At 65.9% G+C, this 18,788-nt stretch carries 19 protein-coding genes and 1 pseudogene; 9 read left to right on the top strand and 11 right to left on the bottom strand.

Annotation, left to right across the window (positions count from 1 at the left end; translation table 11 throughout):
• The first annotated feature begins 109 nt into the window (after positions 1-109).
• Complete coding sequence (locus AB0F41_RS09450) at positions 110-646, top strand: DoxX family protein (RefSeq protein ID WP_357422310.1); 537 nt, start codon at positions 110-112, stop codon at positions 644-646.
• Between the two features lie 33 nt (positions 647-679).
• Here AB0F41_RS09450 and AB0F41_RS09445 read toward each other — a convergent pair whose 3' ends face one another.
• Positions 680-928: a hypothetical protein gene (locus AB0F41_RS09445; RefSeq protein ID WP_357422309.1), complete on the bottom strand. Its 249-nt coding sequence runs from the start codon at positions 926-928 to the stop codon at positions 680-682.
• A 413-nt stretch (positions 929-1,341) separates the two neighbouring features.
• Here AB0F41_RS09445 and AB0F41_RS09440 point away from each other — a divergent pair, with 413 nt between their 5' ends.
• Both AB0F41_RS09440 and AB0F41_RS09435 read left to right on the top strand, forming a co-directional pair.
• A complete protein-coding gene (locus tag AB0F41_RS09440; protein ID WP_357422308.1) occupies positions 1,342-1,869 on the top strand; it encodes a DinB family protein in 528 nt (175 codons plus the stop codon).
• A gap of 110 nt (positions 1,870-1,979) precedes the next feature.
• Entirely contained in the window at positions 1,980-4,094 is a 2,115-nt protein-coding gene (locus AB0F41_RS09435; RefSeq protein ID WP_357422307.1) for an FAD-dependent oxidoreductase, read from the top strand.
• A 62-nt stretch (positions 4,095-4,156) separates the two neighbouring features.
• Here AB0F41_RS09435 and AB0F41_RS09430 read toward each other — a convergent pair whose 3' ends face one another.
• The 4 genes and pseudogenes from AB0F41_RS09430 to AB0F41_RS09415 form a co-directional block, all read right to left on the bottom strand.
• Complete coding sequence (locus AB0F41_RS09430) at positions 4,157-4,660, bottom strand: hypothetical protein (protein ID WP_357422306.1); 504 nt, start codon at positions 4,658-4,660, stop codon at positions 4,157-4,159.
• Positions 4,661-5,113: 453 nt separating this feature from the next.
• Positions 5,114-5,277, bottom strand: a pseudogene (locus AB0F41_RS09425) (OB-fold domain-containing protein); the annotation flags it as partial.
• Positions 5,278-5,287: 10 nt separating this feature from the next.
• Complete coding sequence (locus AB0F41_RS09420) at positions 5,288-6,385, bottom strand: NAD-dependent epimerase/dehydratase family protein (protein WP_357422305.1); 1,098 nt, start codon at positions 6,383-6,385, stop codon at positions 5,288-5,290.
• 305 nt (positions 6,386-6,690) lie between these two features.
• The gene (locus AB0F41_RS09415) at positions 6,691-8,040 is read right to left on the bottom strand and encodes an NAD(P)/FAD-dependent oxidoreductase (protein WP_357422304.1); all 1,350 of its coding nucleotides are present in this window, start codon (positions 8,038-8,040) and stop codon (positions 6,691-6,693) included.
• A 257-nt stretch (positions 8,041-8,297) separates the two neighbouring features.
• Here AB0F41_RS09415 and AB0F41_RS09410 point away from each other — a divergent pair, with 257 nt between their 5' ends.
• From AB0F41_RS09410 to AB0F41_RS09400, 3 genes are read left to right on the top strand one after another with little or no spacing between them, the layout of a single operon-like run.
• Positions 8,298-8,639, top strand: coding sequence for a hypothetical protein (locus AB0F41_RS09410; RefSeq protein ID WP_357422303.1), 342 nt, complete (start codon positions 8,298-8,300; stop codon positions 8,637-8,639).
• A 10-nt stretch (positions 8,640-8,649) separates the two neighbouring features.
• A complete protein-coding gene (locus AB0F41_RS09405; RefSeq protein ID WP_357422302.1) occupies positions 8,650-9,303 on the top strand; it encodes a hypothetical protein in 654 nt (217 codons plus the stop codon).
• Between the two features lie 3 nt (positions 9,304-9,306).
• The gene (locus AB0F41_RS09400; RefSeq protein ID WP_357422301.1) at positions 9,307-9,684 is read left to right on the top strand and encodes a hypothetical protein; all 378 of its coding nucleotides are present in this window, start codon (positions 9,307-9,309) and stop codon (positions 9,682-9,684) included.
• A gap of 135 nt (positions 9,685-9,819) precedes the next feature.
• On the opposite strand, the gene AB0F41_RS09395 is transcribed toward AB0F41_RS09400, so the two are convergent.
• Entirely contained in the window at positions 9,820-10,023 is a 204-nt protein-coding gene (locus AB0F41_RS09395) for a cold-shock protein (RefSeq protein ID WP_357422300.1), read from the bottom strand.
• A 386-nt stretch (positions 10,024-10,409) separates the two neighbouring features.
• Between AB0F41_RS09395 and AB0F41_RS09390 the strand changes: the two genes are divergently transcribed.
• The gene (locus AB0F41_RS09390) at positions 10,410-10,949 is read left to right on the top strand and encodes a helix-turn-helix domain-containing protein (RefSeq protein WP_357422299.1); all 540 of its coding nucleotides are present in this window, start codon (positions 10,410-10,412) and stop codon (positions 10,947-10,949) included.
• A gap of 23 nt (positions 10,950-10,972) precedes the next feature.
• Here AB0F41_RS09390 and AB0F41_RS09385 read toward each other — a convergent pair whose 3' ends face one another.
• The 5 genes from AB0F41_RS09385 to AB0F41_RS09365 form a co-directional block, all read right to left on the bottom strand.
• Positions 10,973-11,416 (bottom strand): hypothetical protein, encoded by a 444-nt coding sequence (locus AB0F41_RS09385; protein WP_357422298.1) that lies wholly within the window; start codon positions 11,414-11,416, stop codon positions 10,973-10,975.
• A gap of 24 nt (positions 11,417-11,440) precedes the next feature.
• Positions 11,441-12,172, bottom strand: a complete 732-nt coding sequence (locus AB0F41_RS09380) for a hypothetical protein (protein WP_357422297.1) — start codon at positions 12,170-12,172, stop codon at positions 11,441-11,443.
• Positions 12,173-12,296: 124 nt separating this feature from the next.
• A complete protein-coding gene (locus AB0F41_RS09375) occupies positions 12,297-13,121 on the bottom strand; it encodes a CbbQ/NirQ/NorQ/GpvN family protein (RefSeq protein ID WP_357422296.1) in 825 nt (274 codons plus the stop codon).
• Positions 13,122-13,134: 13 nt separating this feature from the next.
• The gene (locus AB0F41_RS09370) at positions 13,135-14,673 is read right to left on the bottom strand and encodes a VWA domain-containing protein (protein WP_357422295.1); all 1,539 of its coding nucleotides are present in this window, start codon (positions 14,671-14,673) and stop codon (positions 13,135-13,137) included.
• A 214-nt stretch (positions 14,674-14,887) separates the two neighbouring features.
• Complete coding sequence (locus AB0F41_RS09365; RefSeq protein WP_357422294.1) at positions 14,888-15,493, bottom strand: TetR/AcrR family transcriptional regulator; 606 nt, start codon at positions 15,491-15,493, stop codon at positions 14,888-14,890.
• Positions 15,494-15,845: 352 nt separating this feature from the next.
• On the opposite strand from AB0F41_RS09365, the gene AB0F41_RS09360 reads away from it, so the two are divergent.
• Both AB0F41_RS09360 and AB0F41_RS09355 read left to right on the top strand, forming a co-directional pair.
• Positions 15,846-17,825: a hypothetical protein gene (locus AB0F41_RS09360; protein WP_357422293.1), complete on the top strand. Its 1,980-nt coding sequence runs from the start codon at positions 15,846-15,848 to the stop codon at positions 17,823-17,825.
• A complete protein-coding gene (locus AB0F41_RS09355; RefSeq protein ID WP_357422292.1) occupies positions 17,822-18,604 on the top strand; it encodes an ESX secretion-associated protein EspG in 783 nt (260 codons plus the stop codon). Before AB0F41_RS09360 ends, AB0F41_RS09355 begins: the two co-directional genes overlap by 4 nt.
• Positions 18,605-18,788: the final 184 nt, after the last annotated feature.

Genomic DNA, 18,788 nt, shown 5'->3' with positions numbered 1-18,788 from the left:
TCTGGCACCCCTAAAAGTCACGAACCGAGGTTAGGATTACCTTGCCACTGTGTTGATCTTGGGTCGCTCGCTGCCGTGGCCGATGATGTACCGATGATGAGGGGTTCCCATGACTGCCGCTACGACACTCGACCGCGCGGATAACACCACGATTCCGGATCGAACCACGTCCACCGATATCGGGCTGCTGATTCTGCGGGTCACGTTCGGACTCCTGTTCGCGGCCCACGGCGCACAGAAGCTCTTCGGCTGGTTCGGCGGCGACGGCCTCGCTGCCAACAACGCCGGTTTCGAGAAGATGGGCTTCCACCCCGGCAGCGTGTTCGGCACGCTGGCCGGGCTCAGCGAACTCGTCGGTGGGCTACTACTCGCATTCGGCGCGTTCACCCCGCTGGCCGCGGCCGTCGTACTGGGCACCGCCATCGTCATCGTCCACACCGGCTTCGGCAAGGGACTGCTCGGCGGCTACGAACTGGGCCTGCTCTTCGCGGTCGTCGCGGCGGCGGTCGCGTTCACCGGGCCCGGCCGGCTGTCCGTGGACTCCGGCCGCCCCTGGGCGCGCACCGGCCCGGCCTGGGGAGCGATCTCCGTGGCTCTCGCTGTCGCGGCGGCGGTGGTCACGCTGATATTCAAGGCAGTGCTGTAATTCGGCCCAACTCCGGCACCGATCGGGGCCGCACTACCGCCGCCAGCGATCGACTACCTCGACCATCTCCCGGCCGAGATAGTCGAGGTATCGGCCGATCTCGGTCAGCCGGGCGCCCGCAGGCGTTGTCGTACCGAGCATTTCGGCGCCGTACCGCGCCGCCCTGACCCGCTCCTCGGCGGCGCGGGCCAGATTCAGCGTGGTGCGGCGCCACGTGTCGTCATCGATGTAGTACCGGTCGCGGCGGCGCGCACCTCGCCCGCATCGAAATGCGAACCGCAATACCCGCGTTGATCTCCAGGTTCCCGAAGCTGCGGCTCGCGGTTCCGGCCACCGGGCTCGAGATGCGACCGGACAGGTTGGGCGTTCATGGTGTGCGCCGGATCCCGGTCACCTGGTAGACGCAGCCGTCATGAGCCCGCACCGCGAGCCGCCACGGTGCGATATGCTGGCTCTGGGCAGTAGGCCCATTCGACAGGTCCGAGCTGTGGTCTCGACATAGCCGGCCCGGCACGTTCCCCGCCGAATCCGCTCGGCGAGCGAATCGAACGCCCTCATCCTCTCTCCGGTTCCCCCTGAACCCGGAAGTCTCGTGGCCATCCGACGAAACGAGGCCGCACAGCCCACCCTCATTCGGACCCGCTCGATGCACATCGAAAGGGTCCCGACCGATCCACCGAACGGAGTAAACGCCTTTGAGTACCAACCGAATCACCACCGGAACCGAGCGCGCTCTCATCGACAACCTGCTCGACAGCAACCGCGAAGCACTGATCGAGACCGCACGCGGCCTCTCCGAGTCCGATGCCCGCCGACATCTCGTCGCGTCCCTGACCACACCGATCTCATTGATCAAGCATGCCGCCGCCGCGGAGCGGATCTGGTTCCAGCGGTTCTGGGCGGGGCTGGACGAATCCGAATGCGATGGCTACTCACGCCGCGACGAGGGCACCTTCACCGTCGCCGCCGACGAGTCGCTGGCCGATGTCATCGCCGAATTCGAGCGCGCAAGCCTGCGATCACGTGCGATCGCCTCCCGCTTCGACCTCGACGACACCAAGCACAATCCCCGCGAGGGAAACGTCAGCATGCGATGGACCCTGCTCGCGATGATCCAAGAATTTGCCAGACACGCGGGTCACGGCGATATCCTCCGCGAGCAGATCGATAAGCCCACGGCACGAGTTTCCGGCCCGGTCCACCCACCGGCCGCGACCGCGTAACCACATCGTGGTATCCGAACGCGTCACGGCACCGAATCCGGGTCCGTGGCGGTCTCGGTGATCGAGAGTCGGATCCATCCCGATGCTGCCGCGCGATCTAACTTGTACCCGTGACCCGCACCCCGACCTTCCCGCACCTGCTCGCTCCCGGGAGCATCGGCCCGATGTCCCTGGTCAACCGCGTGGTCATGCCCGCGATGGATATGAACCTCTGCGACGACGGCGAGATCGAACAGGCCGATATCGACCATTTCGCCGCCCGCGCGGCCGGCGGGACAGGATTGATCATCACCGGCGCCTGCGCCGTCGCCTACCCGGTCGGATGCGCCAGCACCAAGGAACCCGGCCTCTCCGAGGACCGGTTCATTCCCGGGCTGAAAGCTCTGGCCGACGCCGTCCACTCCGAAGGCGGCAAGTTGTGCGTGCAGATGACGCACCACGGCAAGATCGCCCGGATCGACACCGTCCAGAATCGCCCGCTGCTGGTGCCGTCGGTGCCGGGCGGGCCGTCCGACCTGTCCGCGCTGGCCGACAACACTCCCGGTGAACTGCGGAAGATGGGAGCCGTCACCGGCGGCAAGAAGCCCACGTATCACGAGGCCACCCGGGACGATATCGACTGGCTGGTGCGCTGCTTCGCCGACGCTGCCGGGCGGGTGCGTGACGCCGGTGGGGACGCGGTCGAGATTCACGTCGCGCACGGCTATGTACTCGGCGCCTTCCTGAGCCGCGCGGATAACAAGCGCACCGACGAATACGGCGGATCACTCCAGAACCGCGCACGATTGGCGGTGGAGGTGATCCGCGCGGTCGACGCGGCGGTCGGTGATTCGCTGGCGATCCTGGTGCGCGTCGCCGGGCGTGAGTTCGGCGAGGAGGGCGCGCTGACCACCGAGGAGGCCGCGCGGGCGGCGGCACTGTTCGAGGCGGCCGGCGCCGACGCCATCCATGTCACCGGGTGGGGACGTAATCCGTTCGCCGATTTCACCGACGGTCCCCTGCCCGATAGGGTCGGCGCCTACATGGAGCCGGCCGCCGCGGTGAAGAAGGCCGTGTCCATTCCGGTGATCGCCGTCGGCCGGGTGCTGCCCGAAGTCGGTGAGAAGGCGATCGCCGAAGGCAGAGCCGATTTCGTGGCGATGGGACGGCAACTGCTCGCCGATGCGGAATTGGTGAACAAGCTCCGGGCGGGGACACCGGAGCAGGTCCGTCCCTGCATCAATTGCTATGTGTGCGTGCAGGAGAACTTCTGGGACGACACTCCCCTCTGCGCAGTGAACCCCGCGCTGGGCAACGAAACGCTACTTCCGCTGGTGCGCACGGCCGCACGCAAGCACGTCGTCGTCGTCGGTGCGGGCCCCGCCGGACTCGAGACCGCCCGCGTGGCCGCCGAGCGCGGACACCGGGTCACGGTGCTGGACAAGTCCGATCGGCTCGGCGGCACCCTCTGGTTCTCCGCTCTCACCACTCCGGACAACCAAAGGCTCCTGAACTGGCTCGCGGTACAGGTGGCGCGGCCGGGCGTCGATATACGTTTGAAGACCGAGGCCACCGCCCCGTCGATCGCGGCGCTGAACCCCGACGTGGTGGTCGTCGCCACTGGTGCGGTCCGCGAGCGGCCCGCGGTTCCCGGTAGCGATCTGCCGCACGTGCACACCGGCGATACCCTGCGCGCCTTGATGACCGGCTCGGGTGATGTCTCGCAGGTACCACCGCTGCTGCGGGCCGTCGCCGCGCTGGGCAAGCTCTCCGGCATCACCAAGAGTCCCGCCGCGATCCGCGCGGTCACCCCCAGATTCCTGCCGATGGGCAAGAACGTCGTCGTCATCGGTGGTTCGCTTGTCGGACTGGAACTTGCGGATTTCCTGGCCCGACGTGGACGTAACGTGACGTTGCTCGAGGAAGGAGCGCACCTCGGCGTGCCGATGGCACTGCCGCGGCGGTGGACCGCCGTCCGGCACGCGGGCGAGGCCGGCGTACGCCTCCACCGCGGTGCGACCGTGCAGCGAATCACCCCGGATCGAGTCGAGTTCCGGGTCGGGGACACGGTGTCGACCGCACCGGCGGATATGGTGGTCGTCGCTTCCGAGGTTTCGGCGGAGGCGCCCCTCGCCGAGGCACTTACGGGTGTGGTTCCCGAAGTGTACGTGGTGGGGGATGCCGGGCAGGTCGACTACATTCAAGGTGCGATTCATACGGCATGGCAGGTGGCGAGACAGCTGTGAGCACCGGCTCTGGTGACCTTCCGGACCGGGATACGGTGCGGCGAACGGTTGTACGCGGATGGCTACCAATTGGTTTCTGATTCGCACAACATCCCGATATTGCCGATAACCGACCCGTCAGATGTATCAACCCACACAGGCAACTCATCGACCGATTGCGCGGTTAGCAGATTCCAACCTTTGCTGGGCCAATGCACAACTTCTCGGCCGATGACGAGTTGCCCCTGAGCCAGACCAGCCGCCCATACGGCTGCCACCGCAAATGATGCATCCATCGATACGTCTCCACGCGCGACCCAGTAATCGCTCCTACCGGGGCGCAGCCACCCCAGCCCAACGGTGTAGCCACCGTCGATCGAGAGTTCCCAAACCAAATCACTGCTGTCGAATCGGCCCCCGTACTGCAGGCATCGAAGGTCCCGCGAAACGGCATTCAATGCCTCCACCCAAGCTTCGGGTGGGCTGATACCCTCAGCGTCAAGTACCGGCACAGCATCGGATTGCATCGGTATATGCCACACGAGCAGGTCTGAGTCAGAAAAGTTTCCAAAATCCGGCCAACCCATCAGGCCATTGTCGCACTCAGAGTGCCAGGAGCGGCTGCATCCGGGAACCCTCCACTCATGTAGACAGGCCGTGCAGGCCACCGGCAGTCGCCACCTGCGCCATGGACCTCAGGCCGGTGACGCACGCGGAGTCGTGCGCGGACATCGCCGAACGACCATTCTCGGGATATCGGGCGCCGGTGCTCGCTATTGCTCGAAGATGATGTCGACTACCGCTGCCTGTTCGGCGGTCCCAGCGCGGAATACCGGGCCGAGGTCCCGAGCGCCGGCACTGTGCCGCACCGACGCCGAGGAGTTCGTCCGCATCCGGCGACCTTCGGTCCCTACGCCACGTCGGCTCCGAGCCGTGACACCCACGGCCCGCTCGTCGCGCCCAGCCGGTGCGCGCAACAGACGTGATCGGCGCCTTGCGCGAAGGATGCTACTGCACCGACGGCTACTCGCCCGGTGCGAACGCAACAGGGTTACGCCGTGATGCGGGCAATCCGCGAATTCTGGGCGGAGGGCATACCGACACGCAGCGCCTCCGGCGGCGTCTCGACCATCTGGGTGGACAACCGCGGCCTCGCGTCCCATTCGACGATGACCAAGAGTGGCGGCACCGCATAGGCGAAGTGCAACAGGTGGTCACCTCCGGCCGTTGCCGTCGGGGCCGGTTTCTTCCGTCGATGGCGGCGTCTGGGCGGGCAACCGGGCGGAGCTTTCCCGACGGCGACGGCGGGTGGTGAAGAAGATCGCCGCTTCGCGGATCTCCTCCTCGATCGGCCGCGGCCGCCATCCGAGTTCCCGTTCGGCTTTCCGGTGATCGAGCGGGGTCATGATATGCATCAGACGCATCGTCACCCGCGTGATACGACTGTCACGGCCGCGGACGCGCGCGACCAACTCGCCCACGATTCCGGCCACCGGCAGCACCGCACGCGGTATCCCGTACTTCGGCGGAGCCACCCCGGTCACCGACGCGGCGATCCCGAGCAGTTCGCGAGTACTCCGGAAACCCGCGGAAACGATATAGCGCTCCCCAACCCGCCCGCGCTCCCCCGCCAGCACCAAAGCCTCTGCCGCATCGCGGATTCCGACGACCTCCGCACCCACACCCCGGACATAGACCGGAAGTCTCCCGCGCGCGGCCATCGCGATGAAGGCACCATGGGGGGTGGGCAGATAGTCACCCTCGCCGTAAGTGTTCGCGACACACATGGCGACGGCGGGCAGCCCACGATCGCGTGCGTACCGCAGGACGAGTTCCTCCGCCCGAACACGTGACTGCACATAAGCGCCGCCGGCGCGGGTCCAGTTGTGCGGCCCGGCCGTTTCGTCGAGCACTCCGTCGCCGATGGGCAGCGTCGCCACGGAACTGGTGAACACGAAACGCCGCAGACCCGCCTCGACAGCCACGTCCAGCACGATGTTCAGACTCGCCACATTGGTGCGGAACAGCGGCGCCGGATCATGTAACCAGGGCCGGGCATCCACGACGCAGTAGTACACGGTGTCGCAGCCCCGCATGGCAGCCCGCAGCGACTCCCCGTCCTCGATACTCCCGGTCACGACCTCCACATCCAACCCCCGCAAAGCCCGCAGCGAGCTGGTCTCACGGACCATCACCCGGACCTGCTCACCCTTTTCGACCAGACGGCGGGTCACATGCGAACCGAGAAACCCACTCGCCCCGATCACCAGCTTGCCGGCAACCGGACCTCGATCGTCATCGGCAGCCGTCACCGGATCTCCGAACGAAGTCCGCTCACCGTCCCCGGCGGACAATGCTCCCGCCACACTACGAAACCGGTCACCATCAACCATCCCAGGTCACTTTCCGAGCTCGGCGGACCAGCGCTGGTCGAAGCCCTGACACGAGAACAGTAGGCAATAACTAGACACCTGTCTATATAGACCAGGTTATCGAGAGTGACGCTGTACGGCTCCCGAACTCAGATCGGCCGTGCAATGGATCTTCCGAGCACCCCGGCATCGCCTGGTGTCGGAGTACCCCGTCCCGGCCCGCGATCAACCGCAGAAAGTGCTGTTCAAGTACGTTTCGGGATGCCTTCGCTACTGCCGAAGCTCGCCTCTTCCGGGCTGACCAGGCCGAGCAGGGTCAGCGGGCGTGGCGTGACCGCGTTGGTCAGGTACGCCATCGTGATCGCCCACCTGTTGATGCCGCGCGGTACGGCATAGGTGTGGTACGCACGAGTTACCGCCTTCGCGGGGAAACCGGACAGGGGAAGACCCACCGGGTTGGCGACGGCGAATCCGGGCCCCAGATCCACCACCAGCCCCATATCGCGATGTTTGTACACCGCGGCCGCACCGATGCCCAGGCTCGCGGCAACATTGCGGGCCAGGATCTTGCCCTGGCGAGTGGCATGTTGCGCCGTCGGCGGGGTGATCTTGCCCGGTTTCGTCAGATCCGGGACCGCGGCCGCGTCACCTCCCGCGAAGACATCGGGACGGCCCGGCACCCGCAGATCGGGTTCGACGACCAGCCGGCCGCCTTCCATCGGCAGGCCGAGGGTGCCGAGTACCGGCGCGCCGGTCACACCGGTCACCCAGGCGACGGTGTAGGTCGCGATGGTCGTGCCGTCGGTGAGCACGACATGATCGCCGGTGAGTTCCTTCAGCGATATCCCCAGCCGGATGTCGATACCCCGGGACCGCAGGACCGACAGCACCTTGTCGCTCAGTTTCTCGCCGACCTCCGGCATCACCCGATCGGCCATATCGAGCAGAACGAAACGGACCTCGGACGGTTCGAAGTCGCGGCGCGCGGCGTAGGCATCGGCGAGGGCCCGCAACTGGGCGACCAGCTCGGTGCCCGCATATGACGCGCCGACCACCACAACGGTGCGGCGTGCACGTCGTACCTCGGGGTCTTCTTCGTGGTCTGCGAGTTCGAGTTGCCGCAACAACTGCTCACGCAGGTACAGCGCCTCGGCGACGGTCTTGAGGCCACGGCCGTGTTCGGCGAGGCCGGGGATATCGAACAGCCGGGTCACCGACCCGGGGGTAAGCACGAGGCGGTCCCAGGACAGCTCACGTGGGCCATGGTGTTGGCTGGTCACCGTGATGGTCTTGTTGTCCGGATCGATCGATTCGGCCTCGGCGACGACCAACCGGACCCGGGGTAGGGCGTCGGCCAGCGAAATGGCGACGAACCGGGGGTCGATGAGGCCGCCGGCCACATCGGGCAGCAGTGGCGTGTACAGCATGTAGTCGTTGGGCGTGACGAGCACCACCTCGGTCTCACGCCCCGCCCCTGCCAGTATCCGGCACAGTTTCCGCGCGCAGGTGAATCCGGCGAATCCGCTACCGACGATCACGACCCGCTGCGGACCGGCGGCGCTGCCGGTGGTGTCCTCGATATCGGGCACGGTCATCTCCTCAGTCCTCTCGGCTCCCGAACGCGATTCCCAGAAGATCGCTGTCGAAACCGCGAGGACCACCGACGCGTCACAGGCGAAGGGGAAACCCCATAATCGGTCGCAGGCCCATACGACAGTGAGCGGTTCGCGAAGGCCAACCCCTGACCACCTCGGTACCCCGAACCTCCTCGTGGCTCTCTGGCTCCCCGGTCCGATGGCCTGCGGTACTGCGGTCCGATGTGTTCGCGGGCGTGGAAACCTACCGTCGGTTCATGCGTATACATGTCCTGGCTCTCGCGGCCTGCGCAGCCGTGGTTCTGCTGTCCGCCTGCACGACGAACCCGGTCGAATCCGCCTCCGCACGCCCGGTCGCCGCCGTCCGAACCGATACCGTGCGCGATGATCTCGATGCGCTGATCCGTTCCGGCGCGGTCGGGGCTCTGGCCACGCTCACCGACAATGGCGCCACCACCGTCCTGACCTCGGGCGTCGCCGATATCGCCACCGGAACCCCGATCCCCGGCGATCCTCCCCACCATGTCCGGGTCGGCAGCATCACCAAATCGACGCGAAGCCGGACAGCGTCCCCAGCGCAATCGGCTCGCAACGCATAATCTTCAGGACATGCACCGTGGCAACTGGTTCCGCATTCTGCTGTGCCTGGCCGTGCTGGGCAGTACCAGCGGATGCATCGGCGCGGTGGACCGCGCGGAATTCGAGGACCGGATTCGGGCACGCGGTGGTGGATTGGTGAGCGCACTGCCGCAGGCCGCCATCGCCGCACTGGCAGAGCGGACCGGTGCCGAAGACCCGGATGTGAATGTCATGCTCCTCACGGCACCGAACTCCACCCAGTTCCGGCTCGTTGTGAACAACCAGCCGGCCCAGGTGACCAGCTTTCTCGCCGACCGCGATTTCACCGCCCGCGAACCCACTGTCCACCTGCGCGTCCGACCGCCCGGCCTGTCCCGCGTGCTGGACGACTACTCCTTCACCCTCGGCGACCTGAGTGCCCCACGCCCGGTGCGGGTTTCCTCCTTCGACGACCTGGACAGCGAGAACTTCACGATCAGCGAGGTGCCCGGCCTCTCGCGTATCGAGGACATAGTCGGCACCGCCCGCGCGCGCAGCGAAATACCCGACAGTCAGGTCACCGCCATCCTGGTGTGTCGCTTCGGCCGCGATATCCGCATCGTCGCCAACGTGGCCTCCGCCCGCTCGGAGGTGGTCGCCGAATTCGACTACACCGGCGTCTTCCTCCGAGCCCAGCAGGTGTAGCCGATGTCCCGGGTAGTGACGAGCCTCTCGGCCGGCCTCCTCGCCGGCGCATTCAGCATCGTCGTGCCGGTCGCCATCTGGCCCGGCGAAGCGAAACTCACTGCGCCCCTGTTTTGTTCATACGCGGTCACCGAACCCGTGGTCGTCTCCGACACCTTCCACGACTCCGAAGGCACCTCAACCAACTACACCCTCTACTGCGTGGGTGACCACGGCATTCTCACCAACGAGGGCTTCGCCCTCCCCATGCTGGTGATGCTCACCGCGCACATCGTGATCGCGACGACCCTGGTCCTACTCGCCATCTCGTTCAAACGCGGAACAGAGCCCACGCATGAGCCGGATCCACACGTCAGCACTGAAGACTACTTCGAACACTGACATTCCTGCCGCTGCTCGGCGGGGCATACCCGCGCCGAGCCCGTTACCTTGTCGAACAGTGTTCGGCCCGGGCAGCAGATCACCCGGAAAAGCAAGAAACCCGCGCCGTGGCGCGGGTTTCCGGTTCGTCAGCTCCTAGATGGCGCGGACATTCTGAGCCTGCGGGCCCTTCTGGCCCTGCCCGACCTCGAACTCGACACGCTGTCCCTCATCCAGGGACTTGAACCCGGAGCCGGAAATCTCGGAATAATGGACGAAAACGTCGGGACCGCCACCATCTTGCGCGATGAACCCGAAGCCTTTCTCGCCGTTGAACCACTTGACACTGCCCTGCGACATACTTTGATTTACTTTCCGTTGCGAGCCGAGCGATCACTGCAACAACCCGTGCTCGGCCACAATCATGCCACAGTCCCGACACCTCATGCTCAGAGGTGCGGCAGGATACGCCGTGAGCAGCACCTCGAAGGCAACCGCTTGCCCGTGCCCACCGCCTCAGGCCCGCGGTTCAAATCCGGCTGCGGCGGCTCACCGCCGATGATCTCATCCCTGCGGCGGACGGTTCCCGATCGCCGGTCCCCTCGGGCCGCTTCGCCCCTGTACGCTGACCTGCGGCGTTGTTGACCGCGGTCAGTGGATTGCGATAATGTCACCGCGCTATGTCGCCGAAATCTACGCCCTCTGCACGGGAACTGCAGCGCCAGCAGACGCGAGAACGCCTGTTGGTGGCCGCGATCGCGGAGTTCAAGCGTGGCGGAATCGCCGCGGCGGAGGTCGGCGCGATCGTATCGGCGGCGGGCGTCGCGCACGGGACCTTTTTCTTTCACTTCCCCACCAAAGAACATGTGCTGCTCGAACTCGAACGTCGAGAAGAGGCCCGGATGGCGGCCGATCTTTCTCGCGCGCTGCGAAAGCCGCACGGCCTGGACATGGTTCTGGAAGAAACGGTGCGGGTCGTGCGGGGACTCGAACGCCGGCTCGGTGTCCAGTTGTTCAAGGATTTCCTGGCGTTGCACTTCTCTACGACGAAACCTCCGGATGAGGAGTGGACCGAGCATCCGTTCGTGGTGGCGGTGGTCGAGAAGATCGAAGAAGTCCGGACGCAGGGCGAGACCAACGACCGGAATCCCTCGTTCGACAATGCGATGTTCTTCCTGCTGGGGCTGTACGCCCTATTGATCACGACGCCGCGGACGAAAGCCATCCGCGAACCGATGCTGGCCCGTTACGTCTCGACGATGTTGCACGGAATGACCGCTCCCTGACCGTCCACCTACCGAAGGAATCGCTACCGCGGTGGCGTCGGCGCTTGTTGCTGTGCTTCCTGCCGTGCGATCCGGTCCTCGTGGATCTGCACCAGTTCGCGGAAGCCGATGCGGTCCCAGCCGGGCTTCGGCTGAATACTCCATTCGTCCTCGGCGGTCTGCTGGCCGGCGGCTTCGGGCGGACCGCCGAACGGCGGCCCGGACAAGGGATAGGGATGTTCGCATTCGACCGTGTCGTCGGAGTATCGGACCTTCATCAGTTCACTGCAGATCTCGGTGAACGACAGCGTCGGCCAGCCGTACCACAGCGCCAGCGCCGGAACGGTGAACGCGCCCTCGATCACGAGCGCGAACAGGCAGACGAAGACACCTCGTTTGAGCCATTTGTGCATCCGCGCGTAGGGCGGGGTGGTGCCCAGGGGCAGGTCCTGGTCGTCGGGCTTCTGGTCCGCGGGTGTGGTGCTCATTGATACCTCGGTGGCAGTGGGGAGTCAGTCGGAGAAGATTTCCCGGTTGACGGTGTGCAGATAGGGGATCGCCAGGAACGGCGTGATGTAGAAGATGTCGTAGAGCCACCAGCCGATCACCGGTAGCACGACCCCGTCGTAACGCACATCGGCGTACATGGTCATGTTGAACGTGTAACCGATCCAGATGACGATGCCGAACCAGCAGGTGACGATCATCCACTGGTGTCCCCAGCGCTTCATCTGCAGGAAGGCGATACCCGCGGCGATCCGCATGGGGAAGACGGTGAGCATGAGCGCGACTTCCCAGCCCTTTTCCCCGGGTGCTCCCGCGCCGCCGATCCACAGTTCGTTGTAGTGCCAGAAGTAGCCGGCGTCGAAGAAGTTGCCCCACGCGGTGAGGATGACCCGGTTGATCAACGTGTGGTTGGCGATGAGGTCGAGTGCCCAGCCGAGGCTGTTGAGTGCGGCGTCGAGGATCACCAGATAGCCGATGAGGGTGACGATGATCGGCCGCACCGACAACCCGGACTGCTGGGCGCGGCGTTGCAGCCAGACCCCGCGCAAGAATACGGGTAGACCGACGATTCCCAGGACGAGAGTGCCCATCAGCAGGGTGCCGCCGGTGAGCCACCAGTCGGCTTCCCGCTGGGCGCGGCGCGAGTCCTCGTGGTGCCGGTCGTAGCTGTCGGTGGTGACGGTGCCGGTCGGGGTGGCGGTGGTGGGACGCCGGAACCGGAAGGTCGGCATATTCATGGGCGCTCCTACCAGTCCCGGACCGAGTACATATGCAGTTGGATGAGGAACATCGCCAACAGGAATCCGTAGGCGAAGATCTGGACGGCGATCAATGCGCGCCGTCGTCGTCGGTCCTGGTCGTTCACGGTCGTGGTCCTCCTACCGGGGTACGCGCCGACAGTGAATCGCCGGCGGCGAGGTGGGCACCCGCGATTTCGCGCAGGCCTTCGTTGATCACTCCATCGGTGCCGAGAGGAGCGAGAATGCAGGATTCCGCAGCAGCGATCTCGTCGATACCGCCGGCGATGAGATGACCGGCGGTGACGAGCACTCGCGTGGACGGTGGTTCGAGATGGAATACCGAGTCGGCCGCACGGATGGCATTCGCGCAGCGGACGAGGCGCTGTGCGGCCGCGGGTGCGATATCGGTCTCGGCCACGATGACCTGCGCTTCGCGGTCGGGGTCGAGATAGGACATGGCGAGGGTGACGAACCGCTGCCGGAAGGAGGGTTTCAAATCCTTGAGCGAGCTGCGGTAGGCCGGGTTGTAGGAGCAGACCAGCATGAACGACGGCGGCGCCGCGACGGTGGTATCGGCACGGTCGAGGTACAGGGTGCGGCGGTGGTCGGTCAGCGAGTGCAGGATGGCCAGTGAATCGTGCCGCGCTTCGACCACCTCGTCGAGATAGCAGATTGCGCCAGCTTTGACCGCGCGGGTCAGCGGTCCATCGGTCCAGACGACGTCTCCCCCGGAAACCAGGAATCGTCCGACCAGGTCGGAACTGGTCAGATCGTCGTGGCAGCTGATGGTGACCACCGGACGTCCCAGCAGGCCGCCCATATGCTCGACGAACCTCGTTTTCCCGCAGCCGGTGGGGCCGGTGAGCATCACCGGTAGCTGCCGGTGAAACGCTCTCTCGAACAATTCGATGTCACCACCGTTGGCGACATAGTGATCGGTGGTCATAGAACCCCTTCGGTTACAGTGCTCGAGCAACGAGCTCACGGTGAACGTGGGCCAGGACACGAGGAAGCTCCTCGACGCGCCGGATTCTCTGGGATCGTCGCTGCCCGAAGACTTCGGGCAGCGGATCGACCCGCACAGGGCCGATTCCGATGTAGTACAGCGCGATTCCCGCTTCCTCGGCCTCTTCGACGGCGTGCGCGACGTCCGCCCAGGCGTAGCGGCCTTCGTATCCTTCGTCGGAGATCAGTCCGTCCCCGATGACGAGGAGCAGCCGGCGTTCGGAGCGCTGCGCGAGCAGCCGGTTCGTCAGATGCCGGAGCGGCGCGCCGAGCCGGGTGTAACCACCGGTGGTGAGGCCCATCGTGCTCGGATCGGCGAATCGTTTGTCGTCGAAGTCCTTCAGGCAGCGCACCTCGACTCGGTGCCGGGTATTACCGGTGAAGACGAACAGGCCGTGCCTCTCCCGGGCCAGTGTCATTGCCCGGCACAGCGCGTCGGCACAGGCCAGCTCGAGCGCGAATACGCGCCCACCATGTGACCCGAGGGAGGAACTACCGTCGAGCAGAACGGCAGTGGTCACGTCCCGGACATCGGGCAGCAGCTCGCGGAAGACCTTCGGTTGCGCCTCGACGCCGGTGACAGTATCGACGAAGTAACCGGTGTAGCGGTCGACGTCGAGATCCGAGCCGTCCTCCAGCCCGGACCGCATCGCGCGATGAGTGCGTTCCTCGAACCAGCGCCGGATATCGCCCGGAACCGGCACCACCGGATGGGCACTGGTGGAGTGCGCGCGCTCGAGAACTGCCACGTGGTCGGGAAGGAAGCTTTCGGTCCAGGCATTCCACTCGGGGTACGGGATACCGGCGCGTCGGTCGGGCCGGATCTCGATTTCTTCGTCTTCGGGTCTACTCGGAGGAGGGAGGTTGGGGTTGCGGATTCCGCCGTCCCCACCGACCGGGACCGATACGGCCCGGTGCGCGTCGGTGCGCGAACTCGTCCAGGGCATTCGACCGTACATCCGGCGCGCGAGGACCATGGCTCCGTTGCGGGGGCGGTCGGTCAGTGGCAGTCCGCCCAGCAGCGGGTGTGGGACTATCGCGGTGCGGGTCCGTGCCAGCCGGATCGCCTGTTCGATGATCTCGGGGCCGGTGAGATCGGGCGCGAGGATCGGAAGATCGGGCAGCTGCCTCTGTAATTCCGGGATCAATCCGGGAAGCTGCCCGGCGGTCCAGGCCGCGGCGACCCCTCCTTCAATCAGCGATACACACCCGCGTTCCCGCGAGGAAAGCTCGTGCAGGGGGTACGGCGCTATCTGCTCCTTCGATGGAGCGCACTGCAGCGCGACGCCACAGGTCACTGTGCGCCGGGTCCACGAGGCCGTGAGGTGGGGATAGGGAACCAACACCGTGTTCAGGGCCCCGCTGACGCCGAACCGCCGGTTCTCGCCCGAGATGAGCCGCGCACCTCGACGCCGGCCCTCGGAGAACGCGACAGCTGTTCCGGCGCAGCCTCTCTCGACCACCGCGGCATCAGCGGGTCCGGGGCGATTCACCGCCGATCACCTGCAACATCTCGGCGAGCGACTTCGCGGTGCATGGCCGTCAGAATGTGCCGATATTGCGCATCACCCAGTACCAGAAGCCGATTACCGCACCCATGGCACCCCAGGCCACGACCAGCCGCACGATGTCCTGCCACATGATGAAACCTCCGTTGTGATCTTTTGTTCGACGATGTCGGCTCGAAGCCGGTCCGGATCTCGGGACTCATCTGGGCTCCAGTCCGCGCAGCGCTGTGGTCACGTAGTTGTCGAGCATCTCGGCTCGGGTGGGCGTCGAGCCGGTGGTGGCGAGAAGCGCGTACAGCCCGAGCAGGAAGTACACGGCGCTGTGGAACGGGTCCACTGTGGCGAGCGCTTCCCCGGCGTCGCGGGCGCGAATGATCTCGTCCACCAGCAGGACGATCGCGGGATGGTCTCGCCACTCCTCGTCCTGTGGCCGAGTCGTGGAAAAGTGCAGTCCGAGAATGTCCTTGAAGAGGACCGGGCCCAGTCGGCGCTCGAGGGCGGGAACCAGTTCCACCCACTTCCGAAGCGCCGATTCCAGATCGTGCGGGCGGGCCAGGAACCGCTCCAGCTGCTCGGCCAGCCGCGCTTCCTCTCGTCGCTCGAGTTCCAGCAGGACGTGCCCTTTGCTGGGGAAATGGAAGTAGAACGTTCCGCGTGCGACACCCGCGGCTTCGACAATTGCGCCGATATCGGCCTCCGCGGTGCCCGCGCGCCGGAACTCGGCAACAGCAGCGCCGAGCACACGTTCACGTGTCCGCACACGGCGCGCGGCACGCCCCTGCACGTTCTCGAGCTCCTCCACCATGGGTAGGTTCTATCTTATTTCAGTGACTACAGTCAATAACATGTATCACTGACTGTAGTCATTCAGAAGCGAATGAAGGTGCCACGCCCGCCGATTAACCACCCACGAAGAAGGGCCCGGACAACACTCAGCGGGACCGAGATGCCGGTGGACTCCCGCTGAGTTCCTCGGCGAGTGCGCGAGGGCTGGGGGCCGTACAAAACCGTCACCCGGGTCCGGCCGAATCATCTCCAGCGAGGGGAAGTCGGGCACCGGGTCTCGCCACTCTGACGTGCCAGGATGAACGGGCGATAGGAGTAGAGGAACGCAGCCGGTCGCCACCGCGGCCGCCGCGCCGACGAGTGGAGCCACGATGCGGACACCCGACGTCAGCAGTGTCCCGGATGTGACAATCGGTCCGCTCATCCGGGCAACTCACCAGGATCCCTGGAAGGAGGTCGGCGCGCAGGCATCGAAGGGTCGCGTGGTTTTCCATCCGGCCGCCGCGCTGACCGCCGCCAAGGAATGCACCGACGTGATGGGCACAGTGGTCGCCCTCCGCGAGGAGATCTCGAATATGGGCCGGCTGAGCGAACTCAGCCACCTGGCATCGGGCTGGTATCTGGCGAACCAGATCAATGGTACGACCAACACCATCAACAGTGTCATGGACAGTTTCCGTACGGTACTGGGCGAAATGCTCGATACCTTCAAACGAGCCGGCCGGAACTACCTCGACTCCGACGACCGGGCAGCAGCCGAATTCCCCGGCCCGGCCCGGCAGGCCATGCGCGCTGCGCTCGACGGTATCCGTCCGCCGGCCGCACCCGGAAAAGTCTCCCGGCAACCACCGAACGAGGGCCGCGAACCGGCCACCTCCAGCGAGGGGTCCAATACCGAGATCACCACCGTGGGGGCCCGCGATCTCACCGATACCGCTGAGGCCGGCCAGGAGTCCGGAGAACCGGTCGAGGCAAGCGAATTGGTCCGGCCCGCTGACGTGAACGACAGCATGCTCTACTTCGACGATTCCAACCAGGCGCGGCCGAAGTCGCTGCAGCAGGAGACGCTGGAAGGTGGTGGCGGCACGGAGAATCCGTATGTTCAGCTCTGGCGCGACCTCTACGATCTGGGTGTCTCCACCCAAAAGGCAGTCAAACCCGTCTACCACCAGGCCGAGATGTGGAAATGGGTGGCCGGTGAAATGGGCAAAGCCGTCGAAGGTCTGGCCGATCGGCTGACGGGAATGCCGGAGGGTCTCTGGGACGGTGCGGGTGCCGAAGCGGCGAAAGCGGCAGTGCAGGACTATCACGCACGAACCCGGGATTTCACCGTCCGGATGGAATCGTTCGGCGGGAATCTCGATTACACCTCCCGCTGGCTGAAGAACACTGCCAAGGGAATGCCCACTACGCCGGAACCACCGGAGCGTTATTACGAGGCAGGGCAGGTTTATTACAGCCCCTATGGTGGTTCGTCCGGGGCGACAGACGCGGCGACCGAGGCGGAGACTGCCCGGCAGCTCGCCATCCACCGCCAGAACATGGAGAACAACTACGTAGTAGGCGTGCAGAACAGCTCGGAATACCTTCCCGCATTCGGGGAACTGCCCACCACCGCGCGCGCTCCGCACGACACCCCACCACACGCGACAGTCCCCGCTGGATCGACCACTGCCCCGAGCAGCCCGGGGACCACCGTCCCGGCCGGCAGCGCACCGACCGCGCCGGGAGGTTCGAAACCGGGCGGTGCGCTGGACGTACCCGCCGGGGCCGCACCCGGTCCGGGCGTACGAGGCGGTTATCCTCCGGTCGAATCCGCTGCCGCCCGGACACCTACCGGTGCCGCGCCCCGTACCCCTGGCCCGGCCGCCGGGTCCACCGACCGCGCAGGGCAGTTGTCCGACCTCGCGAAACAGGGACTGCAGAACGCCGGATCAGCCGCGGACGAGGCACTGAAGCAGGCCTCGCAGCCGGGAAGTATCCCGAGGATGCCCGCAATCCCCGGGATGCCGCAGGCGAATGGGTTGCGGTCCGGTGGACTGCCCTCGGGCGGTGGGGTTTCCGGTGGCACCGGAGCCGGCGGTTCCAGTCCGGCCGCGCCTCCGCTGCGGAGCAGCCCCGCGCTGTTCCCCCGCGCCAGCCTGGAAGGCATGTCGGCCGCCGCGCGGGCAGTCGGCGCGCTCGGGTCGAACACACCGATGAACGGCGCACCGGGCGCTCCCGCCCAGGGCGCCGGAAACCAGGGGCAGCAGGACAAGGAACACGAGCAGGCCAAATACCTCAGGTCCAAGAAGCACCTCGACCAGGCGCTCGGGGAGCCTCTCACCTTCACCAGATCCGTAGTGGAATGACCCACACCTGGAAACTCTCCGACCTCGAATTCCTGGTCGCCTGGGAGCGAGATCAGGCCGATCTGCTGCCCGAACCGTTCATCTTCACCAGTCGCACCCCGCTCTACGAGGATTTCCGGTCCGAGAAAGCAGCTGTACGGGAACAGCTGCGGACCGGTCTGGACCCCGCCGTGGATCAGATACTGGAGATCATCGCCCGGCCCGACATCCGGATCGTGGTCCACGGCTGGACCGGTGACCCCGGCGATGCCGCGGCCCGGATCCGGCTGCTGGGCGTGCGGCGCGGTAACGCCGGATACCTCGTCAAACAGCTGCCCGGCGAAACCGTCTGGCACGGTGGTGGATACGTGATCAGTGAAGCCGACCCGATGGCGCTGTCGGAGCTGGTGGCCGCCGAACTACCGGAGAGCGGAGCGGGCACCCGGGAGCCGACGATACTGCGCTCACCGGCCGCCGATACCACCATGGACTACGCATACGGCCGTTCGGCGGTCATCAGCACCTTCGAGGAGTCCGAAGAGGAGCTGGCCGAACAGTTCCTGAACATCCCGGTGACCGGGCACGGCACGATCACGGTGATCCAGGGCTACTCCCGCTTCGGGCCACGAGGAATCTGCCGCCATGGTCTGCACTGGCGCGATCTGCGCGAGGACGGTCGCTATCTGATCCCGGTGGGCGATCCGCTGGTCGCCACACCGGCCGATCGCACCCGGCTGGCCGGCGCGATCTCAGAGGCGACGGCCGCGGTCGTGGCCGCGATCCGTGACGAACGTCAATGACGGCAGGGCCGCACCTGTTCCGCGGTCACCAACGGCATGCGCAGGAGCTGGTCAACCCACCATGGCATCCGTGGGGTCGGGGCCATCGGTTTCCGATGTGTCCCGTACGGGTGCGCCGGCACCGATACTTCCGGGGAAGTAGTCCAGGACCTGAACCGCCGGCACGTTGCCCGCCCAGCGGCCG

Origin of the sequence: Nocardia sp. NPDC024068, assembly GCF_040638875.1 — a bacterium.
Lineage (GTDB): Bacteria > Actinomycetota > Actinomycetes > Mycobacteriales > Mycobacteriaceae > Nocardia.
This window is presented reverse-complemented; position numbering and strand designations above follow the sequence as displayed.

Coding starts and splice junctions, on each gene's coding strand:
- AB0F41_RS09450 (WP_357422310.1), top strand. CDS start 110: ATGACTGCCGCTACGACACTCGACCGCGCGGATAACACCACGATTCCG.
- AB0F41_RS09430 (WP_357422306.1), bottom strand. CDS start 4,660: ATGGGTTGGCCGGATTTTGGAAACTTTTCTGACTCAGACCTGCTCGTG.
- AB0F41_RS09415 (WP_357422304.1), bottom strand. CDS start 8,040: ATGACCGTGCCCGATATCGAGGACACCACCGGCAGCGCCGCCGGTCCG.
- AB0F41_RS09410 (WP_357422303.1), top strand. CDS start 8,298: ATGCGTATACATGTCCTGGCTCTCGCGGCCTGCGCAGCCGTGGTTCTG.
- AB0F41_RS09405 (WP_357422302.1), top strand. CDS start 8,650: ATGCACCGTGGCAACTGGTTCCGCATTCTGCTGTGCCTGGCCGTGCTG.
- AB0F41_RS09400 (WP_357422301.1), top strand. CDS start 9,307: ATGTCCCGGGTAGTGACGAGCCTCTCGGCCGGCCTCCTCGCCGGCGCA.
- AB0F41_RS09395 (WP_357422300.1), bottom strand. CDS start 10,023: ATGTCGCAGGGCAGTGTCAAGTGGTTCAACGGCGAGAAAGGCTTCGGG.
- AB0F41_RS09385 (WP_357422298.1), bottom strand. CDS start 11,416: ATGAGCACCACACCCGCGGACCAGAAGCCCGACGACCAGGACCTGCCC.
- AB0F41_RS09380 (WP_357422297.1), bottom strand. CDS start 12,172: ATGAATATGCCGACCTTCCGGTTCCGGCGTCCCACCACCGCCACCCCG.
- AB0F41_RS09375 (WP_357422296.1), bottom strand. CDS start 13,121: ATGACCACCGATCACTATGTCGCCAACGGTGGTGACATCGAATTGTTC.
- AB0F41_RS09365 (WP_357422294.1), bottom strand. CDS start 15,493: ATGGTGGAGGAGCTCGAGAACGTGCAGGGGCGTGCCGCGCGCCGTGTG.
- AB0F41_RS09360 (WP_357422293.1), top strand. CDS start 15,846: ATGCGGACACCCGACGTCAGCAGTGTCCCGGATGTGACAATCGGTCCG.
- AB0F41_RS09355 (WP_357422292.1), top strand. CDS start 17,822: ATGACCCACACCTGGAAACTCTCCGACCTCGAATTCCTGGTCGCCTGG.